We start from the raw sequence: 24,457 nt of genomic DNA, 5'->3' as shown, positions 1-24,457 counted from the left end.
GACAATCAAAAATGGCTAATGTGAACATTCGAAACGTCCAGAAGCGCTTCGGTGCCGTTAACGTGATCAGGGATATCAGCGTCGATATCGCCGACGGAGAATTTGTCGTCCTCGTCGGTCCGTCCGGCTGCGGCAAGTCTACTCTTCTGCGCATGATCGCAGGACTTGAGGAAATGAGCGATGGCGAAATCCGGATCGGCACCCGCGATGTCAGCAATCTGCGAGCCCGCGACCGGGATATTGCGATGGTCTTCCAGAACTACGCGCTCTATCCGCATATGAGCGTCGCCGACAATATGGGCTTTGCCCTGAAATTGAAGAAGGCCGATACATCGGAAATCTCCGAACGGGTCAATAAGGCCGCAAACATTCTTGGCCTCGAAAAACTGCTCGATCGCTATCCGAAGCAGCTTTCGGGCGGGCAGCGTCAGCGCGTTGCCATGGGCCGTGCATTGGTGCGCGATCCGCAGGTCTTCCTGTTCGACGAACCGCTTTCCAATCTCGATGCCAAGCTGCGCGTACAGATGCGCGCCGAGATCAAATCGCTGCACCAGCGCATCAAGACCACGACGATCTATGTCACCCATGACCAGATTGAAGCGATGACGATGGCCGACAAGATCGTGGTCTTGCATGATGGTGTGATCGAGCAGGTCGGGGCTCCGCTGGATCTCTATGACCGGCCCGCCAATCTCTTCGTTGCCGGCTTCATCGGCTCGCCATCGATGAATTTCATCGACGGCAGGATCGAGGAGGGTGTTTTCCGCACGGAAAAGGGTCTGATCTTGCCGCTGCCCAATAATATCAAGAGCGCACCGACTGCCGGGCCACTCGTATACGGCATTCGCCCCGAACATATCCGCGCGAACCAGGGCGGAATTGCCGGCCGCGCCGAGATCGTCGAGGGAACCGGATCGGAGATCTTCGCCAAGCTCGACTGCAGCGGCGAGCAGATTTCCTGCCTCTTTCGAGAGCGACTGGCCATTGCCTATGGCGATACGGTCTCGATTTCCATCGATCCGGAAAGCGCCCACCTCTTCGATAAATCGACTGGCCAGCGCATTTGAATATGACCTCACCCACTGCGGATTGCAGGCCGCGCCACGTCCTGTGCGTCGGTGCGGCCGTGCTCGATACGCTGTTTCGCGTCAAGGCAATTCCGCAGGTACCGGGGAAGGTTCTGCCCTACGACATGTTGCAGGTGGCCGAGGGCATGGCATCAAGCGCGGCCTTTGCCATTATCCGCCTCGGCGGCATGGCAAGCCTATGGGGTGCCGTCGGCGACGACCAGGCCGGAGAGCAGATCCTGACCGAGTTGCAGCGAGCTGGTATCGATGTCAGTGGCAGCGCCCGGGTGGCCGGTGCCCGCTCCGCCGTTTCGACGATCCTCATCGACGATGATGGCGAACGGTTGATTGTTCCGTTCTATGACCCACGCCTGCACGAGAACGTCAGGGAAGTAACGGCCGACGATCTCACCGCATTCGATTCCGTCATGGTGGATGTGCGTTGGCCGGCTCTCGCCCTTAAAGTGCTGCGGACCGCAAGGACAGCGGGCAAGCCCGCGATCCTAGACGGCGATGTCGCACCGCCTCACATTATCGACATGCTGGCCAAAGAGGCCGACCACATCATCTTTTCAGAACCGGCAGCTCATAGCCTTTCGCAGATCAGTGATCCGGCCGGCATGGTCTCGTTTCTGAAGCGGCAATATCGGCAAGCACTGGTCGTCGTCACGGCCGGAGAGCGTGGCAGCTACTGGTGGGATGAAGAGATGGGCACCGTCGCCCATATGCCGGCTTTTCGGATAAAGACGATCGACACACTCGCGGCTGGAGATATTTTCCACGGTGCCTATGCACTGGCGATCTCGGAGGGCTTGGCGACCGATGCTGCGATCCGGATGGCCTCGGCCGCCGCGGCGCTGAAATGCTCTGTCTTCGGCGGGCGGCTCGGCGCACCGGATCGCATCGCGGTTTCGGCCCTTTTGGACGAAGCTGCATGCAGATAATCGGCGGCCGCCGACACGATCGCCGGCCAAGCCGTCTAGGGCCTCAATTCTCGCTTACATAGGCGAGATAACGCTTCTTGCTCGGCTGCAGATGATCGACACAGAGCTGCGCCAGAACCCAATTGTCCCGGCCCTTCAGCATCTCGATCATCAGCCGATGATGTTCATGCGAGATCTGCAGGGATTCCTTGCTCGACATAGAGTTGGCGCGCACCGGCAGGCTGAGGCGCATATAAAGTTCGATCGATTGCACGAGATAGGAATTGCCGCAGGCGCCGAAAAGCGTCAGGTGGAATCGGTCATTCGTCTCGTGCACGCCGCGTAGGTAGCCGGCTTCGACGTGACGGCCGTGCTCTTCATGCAGGGCCGTCAGATCGGCGATCAGTTTGTCGGGTGCGGGCAAGGGAATCCAGAGAGCAGCCTGCCGCTGCAGCAGTTCGCGCACATCATAGATCTCCTGCACCTGGCGAGGGGTCAGCGAGCGCACAGTGGCACCCTTGTTGCGCTCGCGCACGACGATGCCCATCGTTTCCAGCTGGACGATCGCCTGGCGGGCGAAATGACGGGTGACGTGGAAGCGCGCCAGCAAGGTATCTTCAGTCAGACGTGTACCAGGCGCCAGCCGTCCGAAGATGATGTCTTCTTCAAGCGCGCGTGCGATGCTCAGATCGTCATGTTCGATCTGGTCTTCCCTGATGTCATCGAGCGTCTGCATCAATAGTCCTCCGACGGCGAGCCATCTTATCTTGGTTTGCGTTGAGCGTCGAACCGGCTTCGCCGATAGATCTCTTCGACCAGCGCCAGTGTCTTCATGTTATCATCGGGCACCGTCTCCATCTTTACGCGACCGTCCAGCCCATCGAGGAAATGCGCGATTGTCGCGTCATAAGCCTCCTGATAGACGGTATCCGCATCGAACTCTTCCTCGCGACGAACAAGGCCCGTCGCCGACAAACGGCTTCCCTCCAGCTCCAGCGTTGCCTGCGCCCCGAAGATCCGCAGATGATCACGCGGCGCCGGCGGCGCACCATGCACCGCGAGATTGGCGTTTACAGTGATGATCACGCCGTCGTCCAGACGGCGCAGAACGACGGCAGCGACATCTTCGGCAATGATGTCGTCGTTGCTGCGCTCGAGCCGTGCCGCAATCACCTCCATCTCGCCAAGCAGGTACCGGAGCGTATCCAAGTGATGGATCATTATTTCCATGACCAGCAGACGCTGCTGCCTACGGAAAAACGGCTGGCGGATCAGAGCCGGCCTGTCCCCTTCGGCATCAGCGATCATGCCGCTCGAGAAGAACTCAAACTGCACCTGCCTGATCTCACCAGCCAATCCCTCCTGAAGCCACGCCTTGAGCCGCCGGTAATAGGCGCGGAACCGCCAGTTCTCATGCACCATCAAGCGGGTTGACTTGGGCAGGCCTGCGATGAGAGCGGCAGCCTGATCATAATCGGGTGCCAGCGGCTTCTGACAAAGAATATCGACACCATTGGCTGCCGCCAGTTGCACAAGCTCCACATGAGCCTCACGTGGGGCGCAGATATCGACGGCGTCGAGTGTTTCTTCGGCGAACATCGCCTCCGCGCTGGGGTAGCTGCGAGCAATGCCAAAATTCTGGCTTTTGGCCTCAAGTGCTCGCGCGGAAGGATCAGCAATCGCCACGATGTCGGCGCGTGCGGACTGCTTCTTCCATGCCGGTAGGTGATACTCGCTGACCCAACCGGCGCCAATCATCCCTACTCGTCTTCGCCTGATCTCTGCCATGCCTCACCTCATCTCATTTTATCGATAATCTAGACGCCGCCTCGCCGAATGCCAATGCACAAGCTCGTGCAAAAATAGAAATTATCACGATTTATCTTAGGTTTTTTCCGTAAGATACGACAATCAAGGTGATGGACACGGGTGGGGACGCATCTTCTTTATTGACAATCATGCATATCCCACTAGGCTTGATCTCGAATTAAGAGAGACGAGGGAGGAACAATGTCGAGCGGTCTTCGTCGCAAGCTGACGAGTTACGGCGATCAGGGTTTTTCCCTTTTCCTCAGAAAGGCGTTCATCAAGGCGATGGGCTATTCAGACGATGCTCTGGATCGGCCGATCGTGGGAATTGCCAATACCTACAGCGATTTCAACCCATGCCATGGCAATGTCCCACAGCTGATCGAAGCGGCCAAGCGCGGTGTTATGCTGGCTGGCGCCATGCCGATGGTCTTCCCGACCATTTCCATCCACGAGAGCTTCGCCTCGCCGACCTCGATGTATTTGCGCAATCTGATGGCGATGGAAACCGAGGAGATGATCCGCGCCCAGCCGATGGATGCCGTCATCCTCATCGGTGGCTGCGACAAGACGCTGCCGGCGCAGATCATGGCCGCCGCGAGCAGCGAGATCCCGGCAATCTTCCTGCCGACCGGACCGATGGCCGTCGGCCACCACAAGGGCGAAAGGCTTGGCGCCTGCACCGATTGTCGGCGTTTCTGGGGTCGCTTCCGCGCCGGCGAAATCGACGAGGCCGAAATTATCGACGTCAACAATAAGCTAGCGAGCTCAATCGGCACCTGCACGGTCATGGGAACGGCAAGCACCATGGCCAACCTGACAGAAGTGATGGGCCTCTGCCTTCCTCGGGCAGGATCGGCACCTGCTGCTGAATCCGAGCGTGTGCGTTTGGCAGAGGAAACCGGTCGCGTTGCTGCCGGACTTGCATCGAACCCGGCTGCTCCGACCGTGCGCGATATCCTGACGCCAGCCGCGATCCGCAACGGCCTCGTCGCCCTACAGGCGATGGGCGGCTCGACCAATGCCGTCGTCCACCTTGCCGCCATTACCGGGCGACTTGGCATTCGCCTCGACATGGCCGAACTCGACAGGCTCGGCAAGATCATCCCGCTGCTCGTCGACCTTCAGCCCTCCGGCCAGCATTACATGGAGCAGTTCCACGAGGCCGGCGGCGTGCAAACGCTGCTGAAGGCGGTACGCCACGAAATCGACGGCGGCCAGCGGACTGTCTATGGCAAAACGATCGGCGAGGTGATCGATGCGGCACCCGACGAGCCCGGCCAGACCATCATCCGCACGGTCGAAAGACCACTGAAGCCCATCGGCACGATCGCCGTGCTCCAGGGCAATCTCGCGCCGCGCGGCGCCGTGATCAAACAATCGGCTGCGTCAAAGGATCTGTTGCAGCATGAAGGGCGCGCGGTTGTCTTCGATTCCGTCCAGGACATGACCTTGCGGATCGACAGCGACGATCTCGATGTCAGCGCTGACGATATTCTCGTCCTGCGCAATGCCGGCCCAAAGGGGGCGCCGGGTATGCCGGAAGCCGGCTATCTGCCGATCCCGCGCAAACTCGCCCGCCAGGGCGTCAAGGATATGGTGCGCATCTCCGATGCCCGCATGAGCGGCACTGCCTTCGGCACCATCGTGCTGCATATTGCCCCCGAGGCCGCCGCCGGCGGGCCGCTGGCAATCGTCAGAACCGGTGACCGTATCCGCCTCGACGTCAAGGAACGACGCATAGACCTTACCATCGATCAGGCAGAATTTGACCGGCGGATGACGGAACTCGGAAATATATCGGCAGCCGAACCGGCACGCGGTTATGCGAAGCTCTATCACGCGCGCGTGCTGCAGGCTGATGAAGGCGTCGACTTCGATTTCCTCCAGCATGAGGATCTGGAGGCGAAATGAGCATGGTGGATAGCGATGCCCCGCTCTGCCTGCCGCGCTTGCCATTGACGCGCCTACCGGCGAACCCATTGCCGCAAGACACGATCGACACGCATTTTCATGTCTTCCGATCCGGAGCGCCGCTTAATACGCCGCGCAGCTATACGCCCGATATTGCGACAACTGCCGACTGGATCGCCTTTGCCGACCGGCTCGATATCGGCAGGGGTATCCTTGTCCAGCCAAGTGTCTACGGGCTCGACAACCAGGTTCTGATCGAAGCACTCACCGCCTTCCCGGATCGCCTCCGTGGTATCGTCGTCATCGATCCCGAGACAACACCTGGCGAGATCGCCCGTCTTGACCGGCTCGGTGTGCGCGGCGTGCGCATCAACACCCGCAACAAGGGCGGTCTGCCGCTTGCGGCCGCTGAGGTATTGGCGGCTGCAATCGGCGATTTCGGCTGGTCGCTGCAGCTTCAAGTCAGTCCGGAGCAAATTGGTGATCTTGCCGGGTGGCTGCCCCATCTCGGTATCAGGTTCGTCATCGACCATCTGGGCTTCATCCCCCTCGCTGACGGCGCATGGCGGAACTATGTTCCGGCCTTCCAGCGGCTGGCGGATAGTCCCGGTGGCTACATCAAGCTCACGGCACCTTATAGGCTGACGCGCGAGCGCCGTTATGCAGGTTTTGCCGAGGTGGTGCGCGCACTCGCAGCCAGCCATCCGGAAAAGCTGCTTTGGGGCAGCGATTGGCCTCATACCGAACTCTGGAATGATATGCCCGACGATGCCGACCTGATCGACGGAATCCAGGAGGCGATCGGCGAGACCACGCTCGCCCGCAAGATCTTCATCGACAATGCCGAAAGGCTGTTCTTTGACCGGTAGGCTGGAAGTGCGTTGATGATGGCAAGCAGCGCCTATGTGACTGCGGGTTGCCAAGAAGGCCTACGTGTCGGCGGATGCCAGGCGTGGCATTGAATGCCGCTCATTTCGACGCTATATAACGTCAGTATTAACGACACTGAGATGGAATCATGGGCCTCGCACAATACGCAGATGGCGGTCTGTTTGCGCCACGCAAAATCGCCGATGCCTTCCGCACGACGAGCGAAGAGATCGCTCGTACTGCCGGTCTCGGCAAGGATGCGATCCAACGCAAGGATCGTCTGCGCTCCGACAAGACGCAGCGACGCCTGCGTGAAATGATCGAGGTCGTCAACAAGGTCGAACCGCGCTTCGGCTCGGCGCTGATGGCCTATGCCTGGTATCGTTCCGAGCCTCTGTCCGGCTTTTCGGGCCAGACGGCTATGCAGCTCGTCCGCGACGGACGGGCAGATGAGGTCATGGATTATATCGACGCGATCGATGCCGGTATTCACGCCTAGTGCCTATGCGGTATGAAGGCAAACTCTACCGTGCCCTGAACCCGATCTATGCGCGTGAGCCGCTCTCCGGGCGGGGAGCAGAACTCTACGGCGGCCGGTTCAATCCCAAGGGAATGCCGGCGCTTTATACATCCCTGTCCGTTCTGACTGCGCTCAGGGAAGCCAATCAGGTCGGCAGCCTGCAACCGACGACCCTTGTCTCCTACGAAGCTCAAATCGAGCGCATCTTCGACAGCAGGGACGAGGCTGCGCTAAAAGCCGAAGGGATCGATGCCGAAGCGATGGCCGCAGCGAGCTGGCGCGATGAGATGAAGGCAAGCGGAGAGGCACGAACACAAACCTTTTCCCGTAAACTCGTGTCTGATGGCTATCATGGCCTCCTCGTCAGGAGTTTTGCTCCTGCGGCGAGAAGCGACGATCTCAATCTCGTGCTCTGGCGATGGAGCGACACTGCTCCTTGCCGCCTAACATTGATCGATGACGAAGGCAGATTGTCGTAGCCTTAAGCGTGATCGGCGCCGACTTATCCGCCGGCGCTGATCGCGTCTGGGTCTCAGGCGGCGCGAACCTTGTTCGGCCGTGCCCATTCCGGCAGCCAGTCGCCGTGGGTGGCGAGCAATTCGTCCACCAGCGACCAGATCTGGTCGAGATCGAGTTCGGCGGCCGTATGCGGATCCATCATCGCGGCATGGTAGATATGCTCGGGATTTTCCGTCATCAGTGCCTGGACCGTCAGCTCCTGGACATTGATGTTGGTGCGGATCAGGGCGGTCAACTGCGGCGGCAGGTCGCCGATATAGGTCGGTTGGATGCCGGAGGCATCAACGAGGCAGGGCACTTCGGCAGCGCAATTTGATGGCAGCGAGGTGATGCAGCCATTGTTGCGGACGTTGCCGTAGATAACCGAGGGCTCGCCGGTCCAGACGGAATTGATGATCGAGGAGGCATATTCCTTCGATTCCTTGACTTCGATCTTGTCTGCGGACCGATAGGCTTCCGCCTGGCCTTTCCAGCGGGCGATCTGTTCAATGCAGCGCTTCGGATATTCGTCGAGAGGAATGCCGAACTTCTCGATCAGGTCCTCGCGGCCTTCCTTGATGAAGTAAGGCGTGTATTCGGCAAAATGCTCCGAGCTTTCGGTGACGAAATAGCCGAGGCGCGTCAGCATTTCATAACGCACCTTGTTCGGGCAACGCGGATTCCAGCCAGGCTTCGGCGCACGTCCCTCGCGATAGGCGCGCACGAGATCGGGATAGAGGTTCTTATAGGAACCATCCGGCTGGCGATGCTCGAACTTCAGGTAGAAGGCCATATGGTTGATGCCGGCCGAGCGGTAGCGGATCTCTTCATAGGGGATGTCGAGATCATGGGCGAGCTCCATCGCCGTGCCCTGAACTGAATGGCAGAGGCCGACCTGCTTGATATCGGGATATTTCTCCGCGATCGCCCAGGTATTGATCGCCATCGGGTTTACATATTGCAGCATGATGGCGTTCGGGCAGACGGCGCGCATATCCTCGCAGATTTTCCAAAGATGCGGCACAGTGCGCAGGCCACGCATGATACCGCCGACGCCCAGCGTATCGGCGATCGTCTGGCGCAAGCCGTATTTCTTCGGCACCTCGAAATCGGTCACCGTACAGGGCTCGTAGCCGCCGATCTGGAAGGCGACGACGACGAAATCGGCGCCAGACAGCGCCTTGCGCTGATCGGAGTAGGTCTCAGCCTTCGCTTTCACGCCAAGTGTCGAGATCAGCTTGTTGACGACGATGGCGCTTTCTTCAAGCCGCTGCGGATTGATGTCCATCAGCGCGATCGTGGCGCCCGACAGCGCTGGACGCTGCAGAATATCGCCGACGATATTCTTCATGAAAACGGTGGAGCCAGCTCCGATGAACGCTATTCTGGGATTTGCCATTATGAACCTCCGGCATTCTGAAATTAGGCTACCTCGAAAGCGGCTCTGACGAGCCGTTCGGTGTAGGGTGTCTTGGGATTGGAAAGGACTTCGTTGACAGGCCCCTCTTCCATGATCTTGCCGTGCTGCATGACGATTACACGGTGGCAGAGGGCGCGCACGACCTTCAGGTCATGCGAAATGAAAAGGTAGCTGAGACCCCGCTCGTCCTGCAGCTTGCGCAGGAGTTCGATGATCTGCGCTTGGATGGAGAGATCGAGCGCCGAGGTCGGCTCGTCGAGCAGGATAAATTCCGGCTCCAGAGCGATCGCTCGTGCGATGGCGATGCGCTGGCGCTGACCGCCGGAAAATTCATGGGGAAAGCGTGAGAGGATATTGCCCGGCATGCCGGCAGCAATCAGCGCCTCGCGAACGCGGTCCAGCCGCTCGCCCCTGGTGGCGCCAAGCTTATTGACAACAAGCCCCTCCTCGATGATCTGGCCGATCGTCATGCGCGGGTTGAGGGAGGCGAAGGGATCCTGAAAGACCACCTGCATGCGCGAGCGCAAAGGTCGCATTTCGGCCCGCGACTTGCCGTGGATCGGCTGCCGGTCGAAATAGATCTCGCCGTTGTCAGTGTCACTGAGCCTCAGCAGAGCCTGGCCGAAGGTCGTCTTGCCCGAACCCGATTCGCCGACGAGACCCAGCGTCTCGTGACGCCTGAGTGTCAGATTGAGGCTGTCGACAGCGACCAGCTCGCGCAATTGCGGCTTGAAGAAACCGCCATGGCGCATCATGAAGGAGACGCGTACGCCGCGGGCATCTAGAATAATATCTGATCCCTCAGGCAGCGGATTGGCCTGGCCGCGCGGCTCGGATGCCAGCAAATGCTTGGTATAGGGATGCTGCGGATTGGCGAAGAGCTGTTCAGTGACGTTATGCTCGCGCATCTCGCCGTGCTGCATCACATAGACATAGTCGGAGAATTTGCGCACGACCGTCAGGTCGTGGGTAATGAGGATCACCGCCATCCGTAATTCGGTCTGAAGGTTGCGAATGAGGTTGAGGATCTGCGCCTGGACGGTCACGTCGAGCGCCGTCGTCGGCTCGTCGGCGATCAGCACGTCGGGATCGTTGGCGAGCGCCATGGCGATCATCACGCGCTGACGCTGGCCGCCCGAAAGCTGATGCGGATATTGCCGCAGCCGTGCCTCGGGATCGGGAATCTGCACCTGCTTCAGCAGTTCCAGCGCCTTAGCGTCGGCCTGCTTGCGGCTCATCTTGCGGTGAACGCGGATCGCTTCGACGATCTGGCTGCCGATCGTATAGATCGGGTTCAGCGAGCTCATGGGCTCCTGAAAGATCATCGAGATGCGGTCGCCACGCAGTTTGCGGCGCGCCCTCTCGGAAAATTTCAGGATATTGTTGCCGTCATATTCGACGCTTGAGCGCGGCGAAATCACCGCCCGCTTGGACAAGAGGCCCATCACAGTGCGCGCCGTCACCGACTTGCCGGAGCCGGATTCGCCGACGATGGCGATCGTTTCGCCGCGATAAAGCTGGAAGGAAATATCCTTCACAGCTTCGACGGTGCCATGTTCGACCTTGAAGTTCACGCCGATATTGCGCGCATCGATAACAGGGGCTTCCTTGCGGCCGTCATGGTCGTGACGGACGGGCGGGGCGAAGGAACTGACGAGAGCAAGAGCCATCTTCATCACCTCAGTAGGGGTCGACCGCATCACGCAGACCATCGCCCAGCGCATTGAAGGCGAAGACGGTGATCAGCACGAAAGCGACGGGCGTCAGAATCCAGGGATAGGTTCCGATGACGGAATAGTTGGCCGTGTCCTGCAGCATCAGCCCCCAGGAGATCAGCGGCGGCTTTACGGCAAAGCCGAGGAAGCCGAGGAAGGATTCCAGCAGCACAACGCTTGGAATATGGATCGTAACGGCAACGATCACATGGCTCATCACGTTCGGGAAAATATGCTGAAAAATGATGCGCCGATCGGTTGCCCCGACGGCCATTGCAGCCCGCACATATTCGATACGCGCCAGCGCCAGCGTCTTGCCGCGCACCTCGCGTGACATCTGCGCCCAACCAAGCGCCGACATGACGAAGATCACGAAGGCGAGGAAGACATTCGTGGGCGCCGTGATCGGGATCAAAGATGTCAGCGCCAGATAAAGCGGCAGCTGGGGGAAGGCGAGCACCAGCTCGACGAAACGCTGGACCCAGACGTCGAAAGCGCCGCCATAATAGCCAGAGACCATACCGACGGTCGTCCCGACGATGGTGACGATGAAGACGACGGTCAGCGCGATCATCAGCGAGATGCGTGAGCCGATAATGGCGCGCGACAGCACATCGCGACCAAATTTATCCGTGCCGAGGAAGTGCACCGGCTGGCCGTCCACGGAACCGAAGAAGTGTCGATTGGCCGGGATGAGGCCTAGCAGGTTATAGTCCGACCCTTTCACGAAGAAACCTAGGGAGCGCGGATTGTCGTAGTCAAGGCCGACGATCGGCTGGAAAGTGACGGGATCGAGTTCTTCGGAATCGGCCAGCGCGTAGATCCGCGGCCAGACGAAATTGCCTTCCTTGTCATGGATGCTGATCAGTTGCGGCGGTGCGAAGCCGACATCGGTCGCCTTCGGATCCATTGGCGCAAAGAAATCGGCAAAGACCGCCATGATGATCAGCAGGCCGACGAGGACAAGGCCGATCATGCCGGTCCAGGAGCGTCGCAGCCGGCGCCAGACGAGCGCCATATAGCTCTCGTTGCCGTGACCGGCATTCCTGACGGTTTCCTCATGCGGTGGCTGCGGCGTGGAAGAGTCGAAGGCAAACATATCAGGCTCCTCCATATTGACGGACCCGCGGATCGAGCATGGCAAGCAGCATATCGGCGATGATATTGCCGACGATCAGTGTTGCAGACAGCACCAGCATGAACGTTGCAGTGACATAGACGTCACCGATCGCCATAGAGCCGACGATCGCCGGACCGACGGTCGGTAGCGCAAAGATAATCGCGGTCTCGATCTCGCCGGTCAGCATATAGGGAAGCACGACACCCTGATACATGACGAGCGGATGCAGCGCGTTGGGAACGGCGTGGCGCATGACAACCGCGCCCCCCGAAAGCCCCTTGGCGCGCGCTGTCTCGACATATTGAGCGTTCAGCGTATCGAGCAGGTTGCCGCGCATGACGCGCATGTTATAGGCGAGCCCGCCGAAGGTGGCGATCGCTACGACCGGCCAGACGTGGCTCACGAGATCCATGAATTTCGCCCAGGACCATGGCGCTCCGCCATATTGCGGCGAGAAGAAGCTGCCGATTTCCGTCACATTGAACTGGAAGACGAGCAGGTAGACGATGATCAGCGCCATGAGAAAGCGCGGTACCGTCATGCCGAGGAAAGAGATGCCGGAGAGCAGGCTGTCGATCCAGCTATATTGGCGGGTCGCCGCCCAGATGCCGAAGGTGATGCCGAGGATAGACGCAAAAATGTGGCAGACCAGCGCGAGCGCCAGCGTGCGCGGCAGGCGCTCGCCGACCACGTCGGCAACCGGCTTGTTGTAGAACATGCTGTAGCCGAAATCGCCTTTGGTTACGATGCCCGTGATCCAGTTGACGTATTGGACGACAAGCGGCTGATCGAGGCCGTGTTCGACACGGTAGGCCTGGGCCTGGGCATCGGCTTGCGCAAAGGAAGCCCCGCCCTGATTGATCAACTGCGAACGGATGTAATCAGCATAATCTCCGGGCGGTGCCTGGATGATGGCGAAGGTCACCACGCTCAGGATGAAGAGGACGGGGATCGCCGAGGCGATACGCATGAGCAGGAATCGTAACATCAGACGGTTCGCTTCTCCTTGCCGCCAGTCGCTCGTCTCAGCGCGGCCGGCTTGTTAATTATGACCGGCCGCGCGCAGCACGCGCGACCGGAAGCTCTTGTCGTTCGGGAGGGAGCTCCTCGAGCATCTCCATTTTTCGAGCCATGGAGATGCTCTATCTCTTTGTTTTCACGCAATCCCGCACGCAAAACCGCTGTGCACTTTTGCTGGGAATTGCTCTTAGTTTATCGGACCCTTGTCCCCGGGCTTACCGGGAAGCTGTTGAGGGAAGAGTTCGTACTTGCCCTGCTTGTCGGCAGCCACCCACACACGCTCGCGGATGATGGAATCCTCGGCCCAATTGAACATCATGATCGGCGTACCCTCGGGAATGTTCGAGAAGCGCTTGTTGATGATGAGCGCGCCCGGATATTCGGTCAGGCCGACGGTATCGACATGTTCGGTCGCCGTCTTCTGGTACTGCTTCATGAGCGCAACGCGTTCCTCATTGTCCTGGCTCGTGCGGAACTTGTTGACGATATCGGCAAGCTCCTTTTCGTAAGGCAGGAGGTCGAGCTGATTATCCTTGCCGGCACGGTGGTGCCAGCTGGTGCGCGGGCCGACAGCGGCAAGCTGTTCGGTGTTCTGCACCACTGAGGCGAGCTCGGTTGTGTTGCGCTGGATCAGCCAGTCGAACTGGCCGGCATAATGCGCGTTGTCGCGCTTCGGGCCATCAAGGGCATTGATGATGATCTTGATGCCGAGCTTCTCCATCTGACCGACGACACCCTCGGCAAGACTCTTGTCCGTCGTGTAGTCGTTGTTGACGAGAAGCACGATTTCGACGTCCTTGCCGCCTGCGGTTCCGGCCGGGAAGTTCACGAAACCATCGCCATCGGTATCCTTCAGGCCGACCTTGGCAAGCAGCGCCTTGGCACCCTTTAGGTCGAAGGGATAATAGACGGTCGAGTTGCGATCATAGAAACTCGTCCCGGATGAGAGGCCACCTGCATAGATCGCCGTGAACGGTCCCTTGACGAGGGAGTCGCCGATCGCCTTGCGGTCGACTGCCATGGTCACCGCCTTGCGGAAGTCCTCGTTTCGGTTGAGTTCGCGAATGGCCTGACCGCGGGCGTCGGGATCACCCCAGCCATTGCCCGAGAGGTTCATGCGCAGGTTATAGCCGATAAGGCGCGGGCCGAAGGCGAGACGCGCAGGAGCGGTCTTTTCGGCAGCACGCTTCAGCGAGGCCACGAAATTTTCCGGCTGCTCGAGGTTCGAGAAATCGGCAGAACCGGCAACCGCCTGCACGTCACGGTCGGCCCAGGTGGAGAGCTTGTAGTGCAGCTCGTTGAGATAAGGCAGCTGGTTGCCCTTCTCGTCGACCTTCCAATAATAGGGATTGCGGCGCATGACGATGATGTCGTCGGGCCGATATTCGACCGGCACCCAGGCGCCCATGACCGGCATATTCATGAATTCCGGCGGGAAAGCGTTCTTGAACTGATCGTAGGTGTTCTTGGAATATTTCGGGTGCTGGGGCTTCAGGATATGCGACGGACCCGGGCAGAAGTTCGGATAGGCCATCGTATAGAGATACTGCTTCGGGAAGGCTTCCTTGAAGGTCCATTCGACCGTGTAGTCATCGATCTTCGTAAGGGTCGTTCCCTCGCCGAAAGCTTCCGGCGATGCGCCGCCGCCGAGCGGCGAAACGTTCGGGTCGATGACTTCGTCTTCCCAATAGAACATGAGGTCATCGGCATTAAAGGGCGCGCCGTCGGACCACTTGGCGCCTTCGATCAGGTGCATGGTCAGCTTGTGGCCGTCCTGCGACCACTCCCAGCCCTTGGCAAGGTTGGGCAACGGCTCGGTATCCTTGGCCTCCACCTGGAAGAGCGGTGCTGTGCGCGTCAGGCATTCGGAGAGGCCGATGTCGATGCCGCCCCAGCCCTGCGTCTGGCCGGCGCCGTAGTTCCAGCCCTCCGGCCGGCCGCCGATGACATGGCGCATCACGTCGCCATAGACGCCGGGACCATCAGGCATGTTCTCGGTCTTGAAGACCATCGGTTCCTTAGGCAGGCGATCCTTGACCGCCGGCAGCTTGCCGGTATCGACGAAATTCTTCGTCACCCAGTCCGGCTCATGGTATTCGGGCAGCGCCTTGAACTCCAGGATGGAATCGCGGGACACATATTTGATCTTGCCTTCCGCCGGGAAGGCCGGCGGAGCCGGCGGTACCGTCGGCTCGGACGCATAGGCATGCAGCGCCGCGACTGAAACGCCAAGCGCCAGTCCCGCCAAGATGCCGATCTTACGGAATTTCGTCATCGTCTCTCCCTCTTGTTCCGGAGCGCTTGCTCGCGTCTCCGCTTCTCCTCAAACGACGATGAAGGAAGCTTCAGCGCGATGGTCTTCCTCCCGAAGGACCGCCGCAGCTTCTTTCATCTAATTCAAACAGCCTGCTTCAGCGCCGCCTTTTCGACGCGAAGCTCCTCGATGGAGCGGACGTGGCGACGCGCGGCCCCTTCCCACTCCCTCGTCTTCACCTTCGCGTTCGCCAGCCGCTCCTTGGCAGCCGGAACGGCATCAGCATATTGCGGCAGCCAGCGGGCCTGGGCGACGACCATTTCGTCCACCATCTGCCAAACTTCTTCGGGCGTCGAAACCGCACCAACCAGCGGGTCGTGCAGGACCGCAAGCTTCAGAAGATCGATATCGCCCGAAATAGCCGCATGAACCGACATGCGCTGGACATTGATCGATGAGATGCAGGTCGCCGCACAGGCTTCTGGAATGGTGATGCCGGAGACCATGTTGATGCCGAAGCGATCGACGAAGCCGGGCGACTCGATGATCGCGTCTGACGGCAAGTTGGTGATGACACCGGTATTCTTGACGTTGAAATGTCCGCGATAGACGCGACCGGTTTCCAGCGCCTCGAGGATATGGCTTGCATGCTCGTTGGATCGCTTGGCCGGATCGATGGGCTTTTCGGCCGAGGCGAGGAATTGCGGGAATTCCGTCTCGAACCAGTTGCGGGTCTCGGTCGAGTGGCGCAGATAACCGCCGGTTTCGCCGTGGATCCAGTCAGACATGTCGATCCACTTGGTGATTTCGTCAGGCCGCTTGCGATACCAGGGCAGGTATTCGGAGAGATGGCCGTTGCTTTCGGTCGAGTAGACACCGAAACGCTTCAGGACGTCGATGCGCAGCTTCTCCTGCTGCGAATAGACCGGATGGGCCTCGAAGGCTGCGACCAGCTCATCCTTGCCGATCTTGCGGCCATTGAGACGCAGATCGACGAACCAGGTCTGGTGATTGATGCCGGAGCAGATGTAGTCCAGTTCGTTTGGTGACTTGGCTCCGAGCACTTCGGCAATCTGTTCGGCGCCGTGCTGGACCCCGTGGCAGAGGCCGACCGTATCGATCTTGCCGTATTCGATGGCCGCCCAGGTGTTCATCGCCATCGGATTGGCGTAGTTCAGGAATTTCGCACCGGGTGCCGCGACCTCGCGGATATCTTTGCAGAAATCGAGGATGACCGGAATATTGCGCTGGCCGTAGAGAATGCCACCGGCGCAGATCGTATCGCCGACGCACTGGTCGATACCATATTTCAGGGGAATTCTGATGTCGTCGGCATAGGCTTCCAGCCCGCCGACGCGCACGCAGCTGATGACATAACGGGCACCTTCCAACGCCTTGCGGCGATCTGTCGTCGCCGTCACCTTTGTCGGCAGCTTGTTCGACTCGACGATCTTGTCGAGGATCGCCTTGATCATCTGGAGGTTATGCTCGCTGAGGTCAGTCAGCGCGAATTCGATGTCCTTGAATTCCGGCACGCAGAGAATGTCCGTGAACAGCTTCTTGGTGAAACCGACACTGCCTGCCCCGATGATAGCGATTTTGAAACTCATATCCTTCACCTCGATCCGATCAAATGCTAGGGAGAAAGACAACAAAGGAGGGCCGGACGGCATGCTAGCACATGTCGGCTAAAAATACCGGAAATGGTGCCTGTATTCCTCCCGGCCATTCTTTCGACCGCGATCTCTTCCTCTTGTGAGAGGGGATTATGCGCATATTCGAAGGAGCGGCCAGAGAAGGATTATGCTTTCGAGGGTAATTTTGTGCTGCAGGATTTGATCGCCAACGGACAGTCGATGAGGACAGTTTCGCTGCCGCGCGGGCGCCAGCGGCTGCATGCCATGCCGACAAGCGCCGGCTACGAGGTGCGCGAAGACGAAACCTATGACTGGGACGGCAGAAAGCGCGGCCAGACCCCTTTCACGGTGCTGCAGCACACGATCAGCGGCACCGGCCGCCTGCGCTACCAGAACCGCAATTACAAGCTCCAGAGCGGTGACACGATGATGGTGCTGGTGCCGCACAACCACCGCTACTGGCTGGAAAAGGGCGAGCGCTGGGAATATTTCTGGATCTCGATGAATGGCGAGGAGACGCTGCGCATCCATAAGATGGTGCTGGCGCTCGCTGGCCCCGTGCTGAAGCTGCAGCCACAGACCATCGACCGTCTGGCCGATTGCAGCCTGCGCCTCGTCAAGGGCGCAAACACTCCCGGTTCTGCCTCGGCAATCGCTTATGAAGCCGCAATGGCGCTTTACGACGATATTTTTGGCGCGCCGGCCTTCATGGCCGAACAGAGCGCCATGCAGCCGGTGATCGACCACATTAACGCCAATCTGGAAAAACCGCTGCCGGTCAATGATCTTGCGGCGATCGTCGGCCTGAGCCGCGCTCATTTCTCCCGCAGCTTTGCCGAAAGCGAGGGCGTGCCGCCGGCCGAATATGTGCTGCAGCAGCGCCTGCAGCGCGCCGCAAAACTATTGACCAAGGCTGATTTTCTGCCGGTCAAGGAAGTCTCGATCATGTGCGGCTTCGAAGACGCCAACTACTTCGCCAAGGTTTTCCGGCGCGTCTATGGCATCACTCCGACCGAATTCCGAACGACCGGCATGTATGCGAGCATCGGCCGCAGCCGGTAGGGTTACTTTCCATTCGTGCTTCCTGATTGTTTGGTGGCTGCCTTGGTGCCTTCCCGCAAATCCGCCTCGTCAGCAAGAATGGCGGCGGACTCGTTCAGCAAGACGTCTTTTGCATTCTTGCGGGCATTTTCAATGGCAATATCAGCGCTCAGACTGCGCTCGTCTGACTGCAGACCGTCATCTCCGCCGGTATCTTCGCCATCGCTTGATTGCGCTCGAGACTTGAGGCGCTGTGCTCGGGCAGCCGCTTCTTTGCGGCGCTCGGCTTCATTGAGGGAGATAACCCCTTTCTCACGCTGCGCCTTCAGGTCGGCAATGTCCTTTACCAGGCGTTGGAAATCCGGGTCGCTCGCAACCCGCGCATCGTGGCGGCTTTGCAATGCCGGCAACAAAGTCGAGACAGTGTCGGCGGGGGTGTAGCTGGCGGGCTTGATCTGCGCCCACGGCAGGGCATTGTCATAACTGGTCTCGCCGAGGCTCGTCGGATCGGAAAGTCCCGGCAAGCTGATATCCGGCGTTACCCCGCGCAGTTGCGTCGTACCACCATTGACGCGGAAAAACTGCGCAATCGTCACCTTCAGTTCGCCGAATTCGGGTTTGCTGTTGCGAACCACCTGGTCGAGATCGACCACGGTCTGAACCGTACCCTTCCCGAAACTGGGTTCGCCGATGATCACACCTCGGCCGTAATCCTGGATGGCCGCGGCAAAAATTTCCGAAGCCGACGCTGAGCCGCGATTGATCAGGACACCCAGCGGGCCCGTCCAGACAGGCGCCGAAAGGTCAGCGCTTCTGACCTCGACCTTGCCGTCGCTGCTGCGCTGCTGAACGACGGGGCCATTGCCGATGAACAGGCCGGTCAAATCAATTGCCTCGTCCAATGAACCGCCGCCATTGTTGCGAATATCGATGAGAACGCTATCGACCTTTTCCTGCTTCAGTTCGTCGAGAAGCTTTGCGACGTCGCGACTTGCACTTTTGTAGTCCTTGTCCCCTTTGCGTCGGGCTTCAAAATCCTCATAGAATACCGGCAGAGTAATCACCCCGATTTTGCGTGTGGCGTCACCCACTTTTACGGATAGCACTGTTTTGCTGGCAGCCTGCTTTTCGAGACTGATTTTATCGCGCACCAGGCTGATGATGCGATGAGCGCCATCCGCTCCGGCATCGGCCGGCAGGATGTCCAGACGCACGACGGAACCTTTCTTTCCGCGTATCAGCTGCACGACCTCATCGAGACGCGTACCCACCACCTCTTTGACCGGCCCATTCTTGCCTTGGGCAACGCCGGTAATGCGGTCTCCGACTGCGAGCTTGCCGGATAACTGTGCCGGCCCGCCGGGCACGAGCTCACGGATCGTCGTGTAACCGTCGCGGTCCTGCAGCACCGCGCCGATACCAAACAGCGAAAGCTTCATCGAGATATTGAAATCGGCCGAAGCAGCTGCGCCAAAATAGTCGGTGTGCGGGTCGACCGACGTTGCATAGGCGTCCATGAACGACTGGAAAACATCGTCGCTTTTATATTTGTAAACGCCATCGAGAGTATTTGCATAGCGTTTGTCGAGCGTTTGACGAATATCCGCGTCGGTCCTGCCGCCCAATTTCAACCGCAACCAATCGTTTTTGACGCGCTTGCGCCAAAGCTCATCGCTCTCGGCCTCCGACTTCGGCCACGGCTCTTTGTCGCGCAGCACGGAGTAAGTTTCCTGCGTGCTGAAATCGAAGCCCTGCTTAAGCAGGTCGCGCGCATAGGTCATGCGGTCGATAACGCGCTGTTCGTACACATTGAAGATCGCAAATGGGATCTTCAAGTCCTGCCGTTCGATGGCATCGTCGATCTCGTTGCGGTCAGACATGAATCTGTCGATATCCGCTTGCAGGAAGAGCATGCGATCCGGATCAAGTGATTTGATGAACCGATCCATGATCTTGGCCGACATGGCATCGTCGAGAGGAATGGACTTGTAGCTGTAACGCGTGAGAAATTGCGCACTCAGCTCAGCAGCCTGCGCCTGTCGCTTCAACGGCGCCAGAGCAGGCGGTGATGCGACTTCAGCATAAGCGCACTGTGCGATTGCAAGAAATGCACCAAGAAAAACGTAGGGTATGCGCATTCAGCCGTGATCCAATTTTCAATGCCGGTGGTCGATGTGAGATCTAGGTGGAGCAATTATGGTTTTTTGGCAACCAAATGGTTCATCTGTGCCGATTCTTCTCGGCCTCATTGGTTACAAATTGGAAAACCTTCGATCGTCCGCCAGATCTCACTCGCAAGGTCCGGACGCCAGGATCATGAAGTGGGCTGTCACCGAATCCACATTGGCACTTCGTTTCTCGTCGAGGCTCGGATCCATTACGGTTTCACCCTGTCGGGATGCGCCTCCTGGAAGGCCGCTAGCTCGGCACATCTGGCGTCGACGGCGACGATGCGCCTGAAATCGGTCATATCGACTCCCCAGCGGCGGGCATTATAGACTTGTGGAACAAGACAGAGATCCGCCATTGTCAGCGCATCCCCAAGGCTGAACTCTCCTTCGAATTTGCCGATCATGGCTTCGAGTTTACGAAGTCCGTCCGTGATGAAGTGTTTCATCCATTCCTCGCGAGCGTCAGCCTTGTCAGTTATGCTCGTAAGATGCATCACGACATGCATGTTGCATATCGGGTGGATATCCATGGCGACCGCATATGCGACGGCGCGAACTTTCTGACGAGCGGCAATATCCGCTGGCAGCAATCCGCATTCCGGCCGAACCTCGGCCAGATATTCGATGATTGCCAGTGACTCGGTCAAAATTCTACCGTCGATCACCAATGTCGGCACGAGCCCCTGCGGATTGAGCGCCAGATATTCAGGTTTCTTATGCGCTCCCTCCAGCAGGTTGACGGGAATTATCTTATAGTCGATCGCCAGGAGATTGAGCGCGATGCGGACGCGATAACTCGCCGATGACCTCCAGTAGTCGTAAAGAACGACCTCGCTCATCGCAGCCCGGCCCCCTTGTATCTTTCGACCGTCTGCTCGATCGCCCCGAAGATTGAATGACCGGCATGATCTTTCATCTCGATGCGGACCTGATCCCCGAACTTCATGAACGGAGTCTTTGGCAATCCAGTTTCTATCATCTCAATCATCCGTATTTCAGCGATGCATGAATAGCCTTCCCCTCCGTCTTCGATCGCCCTACCCGGACCGCCGTCCAGCTTGTTGGAGACCGTTCCCGATCCGATGATCGTCCCGGCCGCCAGATTGCGAGTTTTGGCGGCATGGGCGATCAGCTGGCCAAAATCAAACGCCATGTCGACACCGGCGTTCGCCTTACCGAATGCCTTGCCGTTCAAGCTCACAAGCAGCGGAAGATGCACCTTGCCCCCGTCCCACGCCTTCCCCAATTCGTCTGGCGTTACCGCGACCGGAGAAAATGCCGATGACGGCTTGGACTGAAAGAAACCAAATCCCTTGGCCAATTCGTCCGGTATGAGACCGCGCAGCGATACATCGTTGACGAGCATCACCAGCCGAATGGCGCTACGCGCCGTGTCCAGATCGGAGCCGATGGCAACATCGCCGGTGATGACGGCAACCTCGCCCTCCATGTCGATCCCGTAAGCCTCGTCAGCCACCACGATCGGGTCGCGAGGCGCAAGGAACCCGTCGGAACCACCTTGATACATTAGCGGATCGGACCAGAAGCTCGCCGGCATCTCGGCGCCCCGTGCCCTGCGAACCAGTTCAACGTGGTTGAGATAGGCCGAACCGTCGGCCCATTGGTAGGCGCGCGGCAATGGCGACGCGGCATTGTGTTCGTGAAACCGGATCGTCGGCTGGGCTCCAGTCTCGACGCCTTCGGCAATCAACGCGAGCCTCGGGGCGACGTGCTCCCAATCATCGAGAGCAGCCTGCAACGTGCAGGCAATGTGAGTGACTTCGGAGCAGCGGGTGAGGTCGCGGGAGACGACAACGAGCCGGCCGTCTCTCGTGGAGTCTTTCAACGTCGCAAGCTTCATGTTCCTTCCCCGTGCCAGAAGATGCTTGGCCGATCATCACTTGATGCCATCATTTGATACCAGGGGTTCCGTCGAACTTGCGTTCCAGGCCGTCCCAACACTCCAGGTAATTGTCCTGCAGCGTTTCAAGCTCGGCTGCGTATTTCGTCAGTTGCTGCGGGTACCGGGTCTCGAACATGAAAGCCATGGTATTATCCAGCTTCACGGGTTTGAGCTCGGAATTGGATGCCTTTTCGAAGGCGAGCGCGTCCGGCCCGTGGGGAAGCATCATATTGTGCAGGCTCATGCCGCCCGGCACGAAGCCCTCCTCCTTGGCGTCATACTGGCCATGGATCAGGCCCATGAACTCGCTCATGATATTGCGGTGATACCAGGGCGGGCGGAATGTGTGTTCGGCGATAAGCCAACGCGGCGGAAAGATCACGAAGTCGACATTCGCGGTCCCTGCATCTTCAGTCGGCGCGGTCAGCACGGAAAAAATCGACGGATCGGGATGATCGAAGCGGATTGCGCCGACTGGCGCAAAGGTCCGCAAGTCGTATTTGAAGGGGGCGTAATTGCCATGCCAGGCCACCACATCGAGCGGCGAGTGGCCGATATCAGTGACGTAGAATTTTCCGCACCACTTTACATGCACGCGGCACGGCTTTTCCTTGTCCTCAAAAGCCGCCACAGGTGTCTTGAAGTCGCGCGGGTTTGCCAGGCAGTTCGCTCCGATGGGTCCGCGTTCCGGCAGCGTGAATTTCGCGCCGTAGTTTTCGCACATATATCCGCGCCAAAAAGTCTGCTCGCCGCTGCGCAGGACCTTAAACATCATGCCGCGGGGGATCAGGCATATTTCCAGGGGCTCGACATCCATGATGCCCATTTCGGTGAACACTTTGATGGCACCGAGCTGCGGCACGATCAGCAATTCGCCGTCGGCGTTGAAGAAATAATCGTCGACCATGTCCTCATTGAAGACGTAGGCGTGTGCGGCCATGCCCGCCTGGGTCGTGACATCGCCCGCCGTCGTCATCGTCCGCACCCCCTGAAGAAACGTCAGCGTCTCCGTGGGCGTGGGGATGGGATTCCAGCGAAGCTGCCCAAGGGGAAGCGAATGTTCGTCAAGACAAGGTGCGGTCTTCCAGTGCGGATAGAAGGCATTCGAGAAGCGGCTTGTGTGACGCACGCTCGGGCGAATGCGATAAAGCCAAGACCTTTCATTCGTGCCGCGCGGTGCAGTGAAAGGGGAGCCGGAAAGCTGCTCGGCATAAAGACCGTAGTTGCATTTCTGAGGGCTGTTCTGCCCTTGCGGCAAAGCGCCGGGAAGGGACTCGGTTTCGAAGTCATTGCCGAAGCCCGGCATATATTTCAGTTTATTTGCCGTCAAGGCTTCACCATCCGATGGCTGGATCGATGTCTGGTCCATGCTCAGCTCCTCCCCGAAAACTCTGCGGTACCCGCGCGTCGCTCAGACGCGCGAGATCGCTCCGAAAGTTTACTCCGCTGCAGTGCCGATGACACCACGTTTGATCTGATCGGCCTCGATCGACTCGAAGAGGGCACGGAAGTTACCCTCTCCGAAACCCTCGTCGCCCTTGCGCTGGATGAACTCGAAGAAAATTGGCCCGATGACGGTTTTCGAGAAGATCTGGAGCAGGATTTTCGTCATGCCGCCGTTCACCACGCCTTCGCCGTCGATGAGGATGCCGTGCTTCTTCATGCGGTCGACAGGTTCGCTATGGCCGTTCACGCGTTCATAGGACATGTCGTAATATGTCTCCGGAGGACCAGGCATGAACCGCAGGCCATTGTCGGCGAGCCTGTCGGTCGCCTCGTAGATATCTTCCGTCCCAACGGCGATGTGCTGGATGCCCTCGCCCCTGTATTTCTTCAGATATTCCTCGATCTGGCTGGTGTCGTCTTTCGATTCATTCAACGGAATACGGATCTTGCCACAGGGCGATGTGATGGCGCGGCTCACCAGCCCGGTGATACGCCCATCAATGTCGAAGAAATGGATCTGCTTGAAATTGAACAGGTTTCGGTAGAAATCCCACCACTTATCCATGTTGCCGCGAAACACGTTGTGAGTGAGATGGTCGAGATAGTAGAAACCGATCCCCTCTGGATGCGGGTTGCGCTCCCCGAGCCAGTCGAACTCGGCATCGTATGCCGATCCTTTTGCCCCATAGGTCTCGACGAAATAGAGCAGTGAACCGCCAATGCCGATGATCGCTGGCACATCGAGCGCCTTGTCATTCCCTTCATAGGGGACAGCGCCTTTTGACACGGCGTGGTCGAAGGCGTGTTTGGCGTCGACAACGCGCCATGCCATCGACGGAGCGCAAGGACCATGTTCTGCGACGAAACGGGCGGCATGGCTGCCTGGCTCGGCGTTCAGGATATAGTTGATGTCGCCCTGACGCCAGACGGTGATGTCTTTCGTCTTATGCCTTGCGACTGGGACATAACCCATGCGTGCGAAGAGCTCGCGCAGCGTCTCGGGTTCAGGATGGGCGAATTCAACGAACTCGAATCCGTCGGTGCCGGCCGGGTTGTCGGCGGTAATTTCCGAGGGTGGCGCATCATGCGGAAAAGGGCCCATTTTCTCCTCCTGGGAACTGGACTTTGA

Annotated in this window: 20 protein-coding genes; 7 read left to right on the top strand and 13 right to left on the bottom strand. The window is 58.9% G+C overall.

Translation table 11 applies throughout. From position 1 onward, the window contains the following. The first annotated feature begins 11 nt into the window (after positions 1–11). Together FHX08_RS18420 and FHX08_RS18415 are read left to right on the top strand one after the other, a co-directional pair. Positions 12–1,067: an ABC transporter ATP-binding protein gene (locus FHX08_RS18420; RefSeq protein WP_132654828.1), complete on the top strand. Its 1,056-nt coding sequence runs from the start codon at positions 12–14 to the stop codon at positions 1,065–1,067. Between the two features lie 2 nt (positions 1,068–1,069). Beyond that, the gene (locus FHX08_RS18415; protein ID WP_132654826.1) at positions 1,070–2,011 is read left to right on the top strand and encodes a PfkB family carbohydrate kinase; all 942 of its coding nucleotides are present in this window, start codon (positions 1,070–1,072) and stop codon (positions 2,009–2,011) included. 43 nt (positions 2,012–2,054) lie between these two features. Here FHX08_RS18415 and FHX08_RS18410 read toward each other — a convergent pair whose 3' ends face one another. Together FHX08_RS18410 and FHX08_RS18405 are read right to left on the bottom strand one after the other, a co-directional pair. Then, positions 2,055–2,726: a GntR family transcriptional regulator gene (locus FHX08_RS18410; RefSeq protein ID WP_132654824.1), complete on the bottom strand. Its 672-nt coding sequence runs from the start codon at positions 2,724–2,726 to the stop codon at positions 2,055–2,057. A 26-nt stretch (positions 2,727–2,752) separates the two neighbouring features. Further along, the gene (locus FHX08_RS18405) at positions 2,753–3,778 is read right to left on the bottom strand and encodes a Gfo/Idh/MocA family protein (protein ID WP_132654822.1); all 1,026 of its coding nucleotides are present in this window, start codon (positions 3,776–3,778) and stop codon (positions 2,753–2,755) included. A 222-nt stretch (positions 3,779–4,000) separates the two neighbouring features. Here FHX08_RS18405 and FHX08_RS18400 point away from each other — a divergent pair, with 222 nt between their 5' ends. From FHX08_RS18400 to FHX08_RS18385, 4 genes are all read left to right on the top strand, one after another. After that, positions 4,001–5,713, top strand: coding sequence for an IlvD/Edd family dehydratase (locus FHX08_RS18400; RefSeq protein ID WP_132654820.1), 1,713 nt, complete (start codon positions 4,001–4,003; stop codon positions 5,711–5,713). Next, on the top strand, positions 5,710–6,582 hold the full coding sequence (locus tag FHX08_RS18395) for an amidohydrolase family protein (RefSeq protein WP_132654818.1): 873 nt from the start codon (positions 5,710–5,712) through the stop codon (positions 6,580–6,582). Before FHX08_RS18400 ends, FHX08_RS18395 begins: the two co-directional genes overlap by 4 nt. A gap of 149 nt (positions 6,583–6,731) precedes the next feature. After that, a complete protein-coding gene (locus FHX08_RS18390) occupies positions 6,732–7,082 on the top strand; it encodes an MbcA/ParS/Xre antitoxin family protein (protein WP_132654816.1) in 351 nt (116 codons plus the stop codon). A 5-nt stretch (positions 7,083–7,087) separates the two neighbouring features. After that, positions 7,088–7,582: an RES family NAD+ phosphorylase gene (locus tag FHX08_RS18385; RefSeq protein ID WP_184327512.1), complete on the top strand. Its 495-nt coding sequence runs from the start codon at positions 7,088–7,090 to the stop codon at positions 7,580–7,582. Positions 7,583–7,635: 53 nt separating this feature from the next. Here FHX08_RS18385 and FHX08_RS18380 read toward each other — a convergent pair whose 3' ends face one another. From FHX08_RS18380 to FHX08_RS18355, 6 genes are all read right to left on the bottom strand, one after another. Next, positions 7,636–9,003 carry an alpha-glucosidase/alpha-galactosidase gene (locus FHX08_RS18380; protein WP_132654812.1) on the bottom strand — a complete coding sequence of 456 codons (1,368 nt, stop codon included), beginning with the start codon at positions 9,001–9,003 and terminating at the stop codon, positions 7,636–7,638. A 20-nt stretch (positions 9,004–9,023) separates the two neighbouring features. Then, on the bottom strand, positions 9,024–10,691 hold the full coding sequence (locus FHX08_RS18375; protein ID WP_132654810.1) for an ABC transporter ATP-binding protein: 1,668 nt from the start codon (positions 10,689–10,691) through the stop codon (positions 9,024–9,026). 10 nt (positions 10,692–10,701) lie between these two features. Beyond that, positions 10,702–11,835: an ABC transporter permease gene (locus FHX08_RS18370; protein ID WP_132654808.1), complete on the bottom strand. Its 1,134-nt coding sequence runs from the start codon at positions 11,833–11,835 to the stop codon at positions 10,702–10,704. A 1-nt stretch (position 11,836) separates the two neighbouring features. Continuing rightward, entirely contained in the window at positions 11,837–12,844 is a 1,008-nt protein-coding gene (locus FHX08_RS18365; RefSeq protein WP_132654806.1) for an ABC transporter permease, read from the bottom strand. 219 nt (positions 12,845–13,063) lie between these two features. Continuing rightward, positions 13,064–15,151: an ABC transporter substrate-binding protein gene (locus FHX08_RS18360; RefSeq protein ID WP_132654804.1), complete on the bottom strand. Its 2,088-nt coding sequence runs from the start codon at positions 15,149–15,151 to the stop codon at positions 13,064–13,066. A 122-nt stretch (positions 15,152–15,273) separates the two neighbouring features. Next, on the bottom strand, positions 15,274–16,740 hold the full coding sequence (locus FHX08_RS18355) for an alpha-glucosidase/alpha-galactosidase (RefSeq protein ID WP_132654802.1): 1,467 nt from the start codon (positions 16,738–16,740) through the stop codon (positions 15,274–15,276). A 213-nt stretch (positions 16,741–16,953) separates the two neighbouring features. On the opposite strand from FHX08_RS18355, the gene FHX08_RS18350 reads away from it, so the two are divergent. Continuing rightward, positions 16,954–17,829 carry an AraC family transcriptional regulator gene (locus tag FHX08_RS18350; protein ID WP_184327510.1) on the top strand — a complete coding sequence of 292 codons (876 nt, stop codon included), beginning with the start codon at positions 16,954–16,956 and terminating at the stop codon, positions 17,827–17,829. A gap of 2 nt (positions 17,830–17,831) precedes the next feature. On the opposite strand, the gene FHX08_RS18345 is transcribed toward FHX08_RS18350, so the two are convergent. From FHX08_RS18345 to hppD, 5 genes are all read right to left on the bottom strand, one after another. Further along, complete coding sequence (locus FHX08_RS18345) at positions 17,832–19,946, bottom strand: carboxy terminal-processing peptidase (RefSeq protein ID WP_184327509.1); 2,115 nt, start codon at positions 19,944–19,946, stop codon at positions 17,832–17,834. Positions 19,947–20,185: 239 nt separating this feature from the next. Then, the gene (gene maiA / locus FHX08_RS18340; protein ID WP_184327507.1) at positions 20,186–20,818 is read right to left on the bottom strand and encodes a maleylacetoacetate isomerase; all 633 of its coding nucleotides are present in this window, start codon (positions 20,816–20,818) and stop codon (positions 20,186–20,188) included. Further along, the gene (locus FHX08_RS18335) at positions 20,815–21,840 is read right to left on the bottom strand and encodes a fumarylacetoacetate hydrolase family protein (RefSeq protein WP_184327506.1); all 1,026 of its coding nucleotides are present in this window, start codon (positions 21,838–21,840) and stop codon (positions 20,815–20,817) included. Before FHX08_RS18335 ends, maiA begins: the two co-directional genes overlap by 4 nt. A gap of 49 nt (positions 21,841–21,889) precedes the next feature. Further along, the gene (gene hmgA / locus FHX08_RS18330; protein ID WP_184327504.1) at positions 21,890–23,251 is read right to left on the bottom strand and encodes a homogentisate 1,2-dioxygenase; all 1,362 of its coding nucleotides are present in this window, start codon (positions 23,249–23,251) and stop codon (positions 21,890–21,892) included. A gap of 69 nt (positions 23,252–23,320) precedes the next feature. Next, positions 23,321–24,430 carry a 4-hydroxyphenylpyruvate dioxygenase gene (gene hppD / locus FHX08_RS18325; RefSeq protein ID WP_184327502.1) on the bottom strand — a complete coding sequence of 370 codons (1,110 nt, stop codon included), beginning with the start codon at positions 24,428–24,430 and terminating at the stop codon, positions 23,321–23,323. Positions 24,431–24,457 lie beyond the last annotated feature (27 nt).

Source organism: Rhizobium sp. BK529, from assembly GCF_014194105.1.
Classification (GTDB): domain Bacteria; phylum Pseudomonadota; class Alphaproteobacteria; order Rhizobiales; family Rhizobiaceae; genus Rhizobium.
This window is presented reverse-complemented; position numbering and strand designations above follow the sequence as displayed.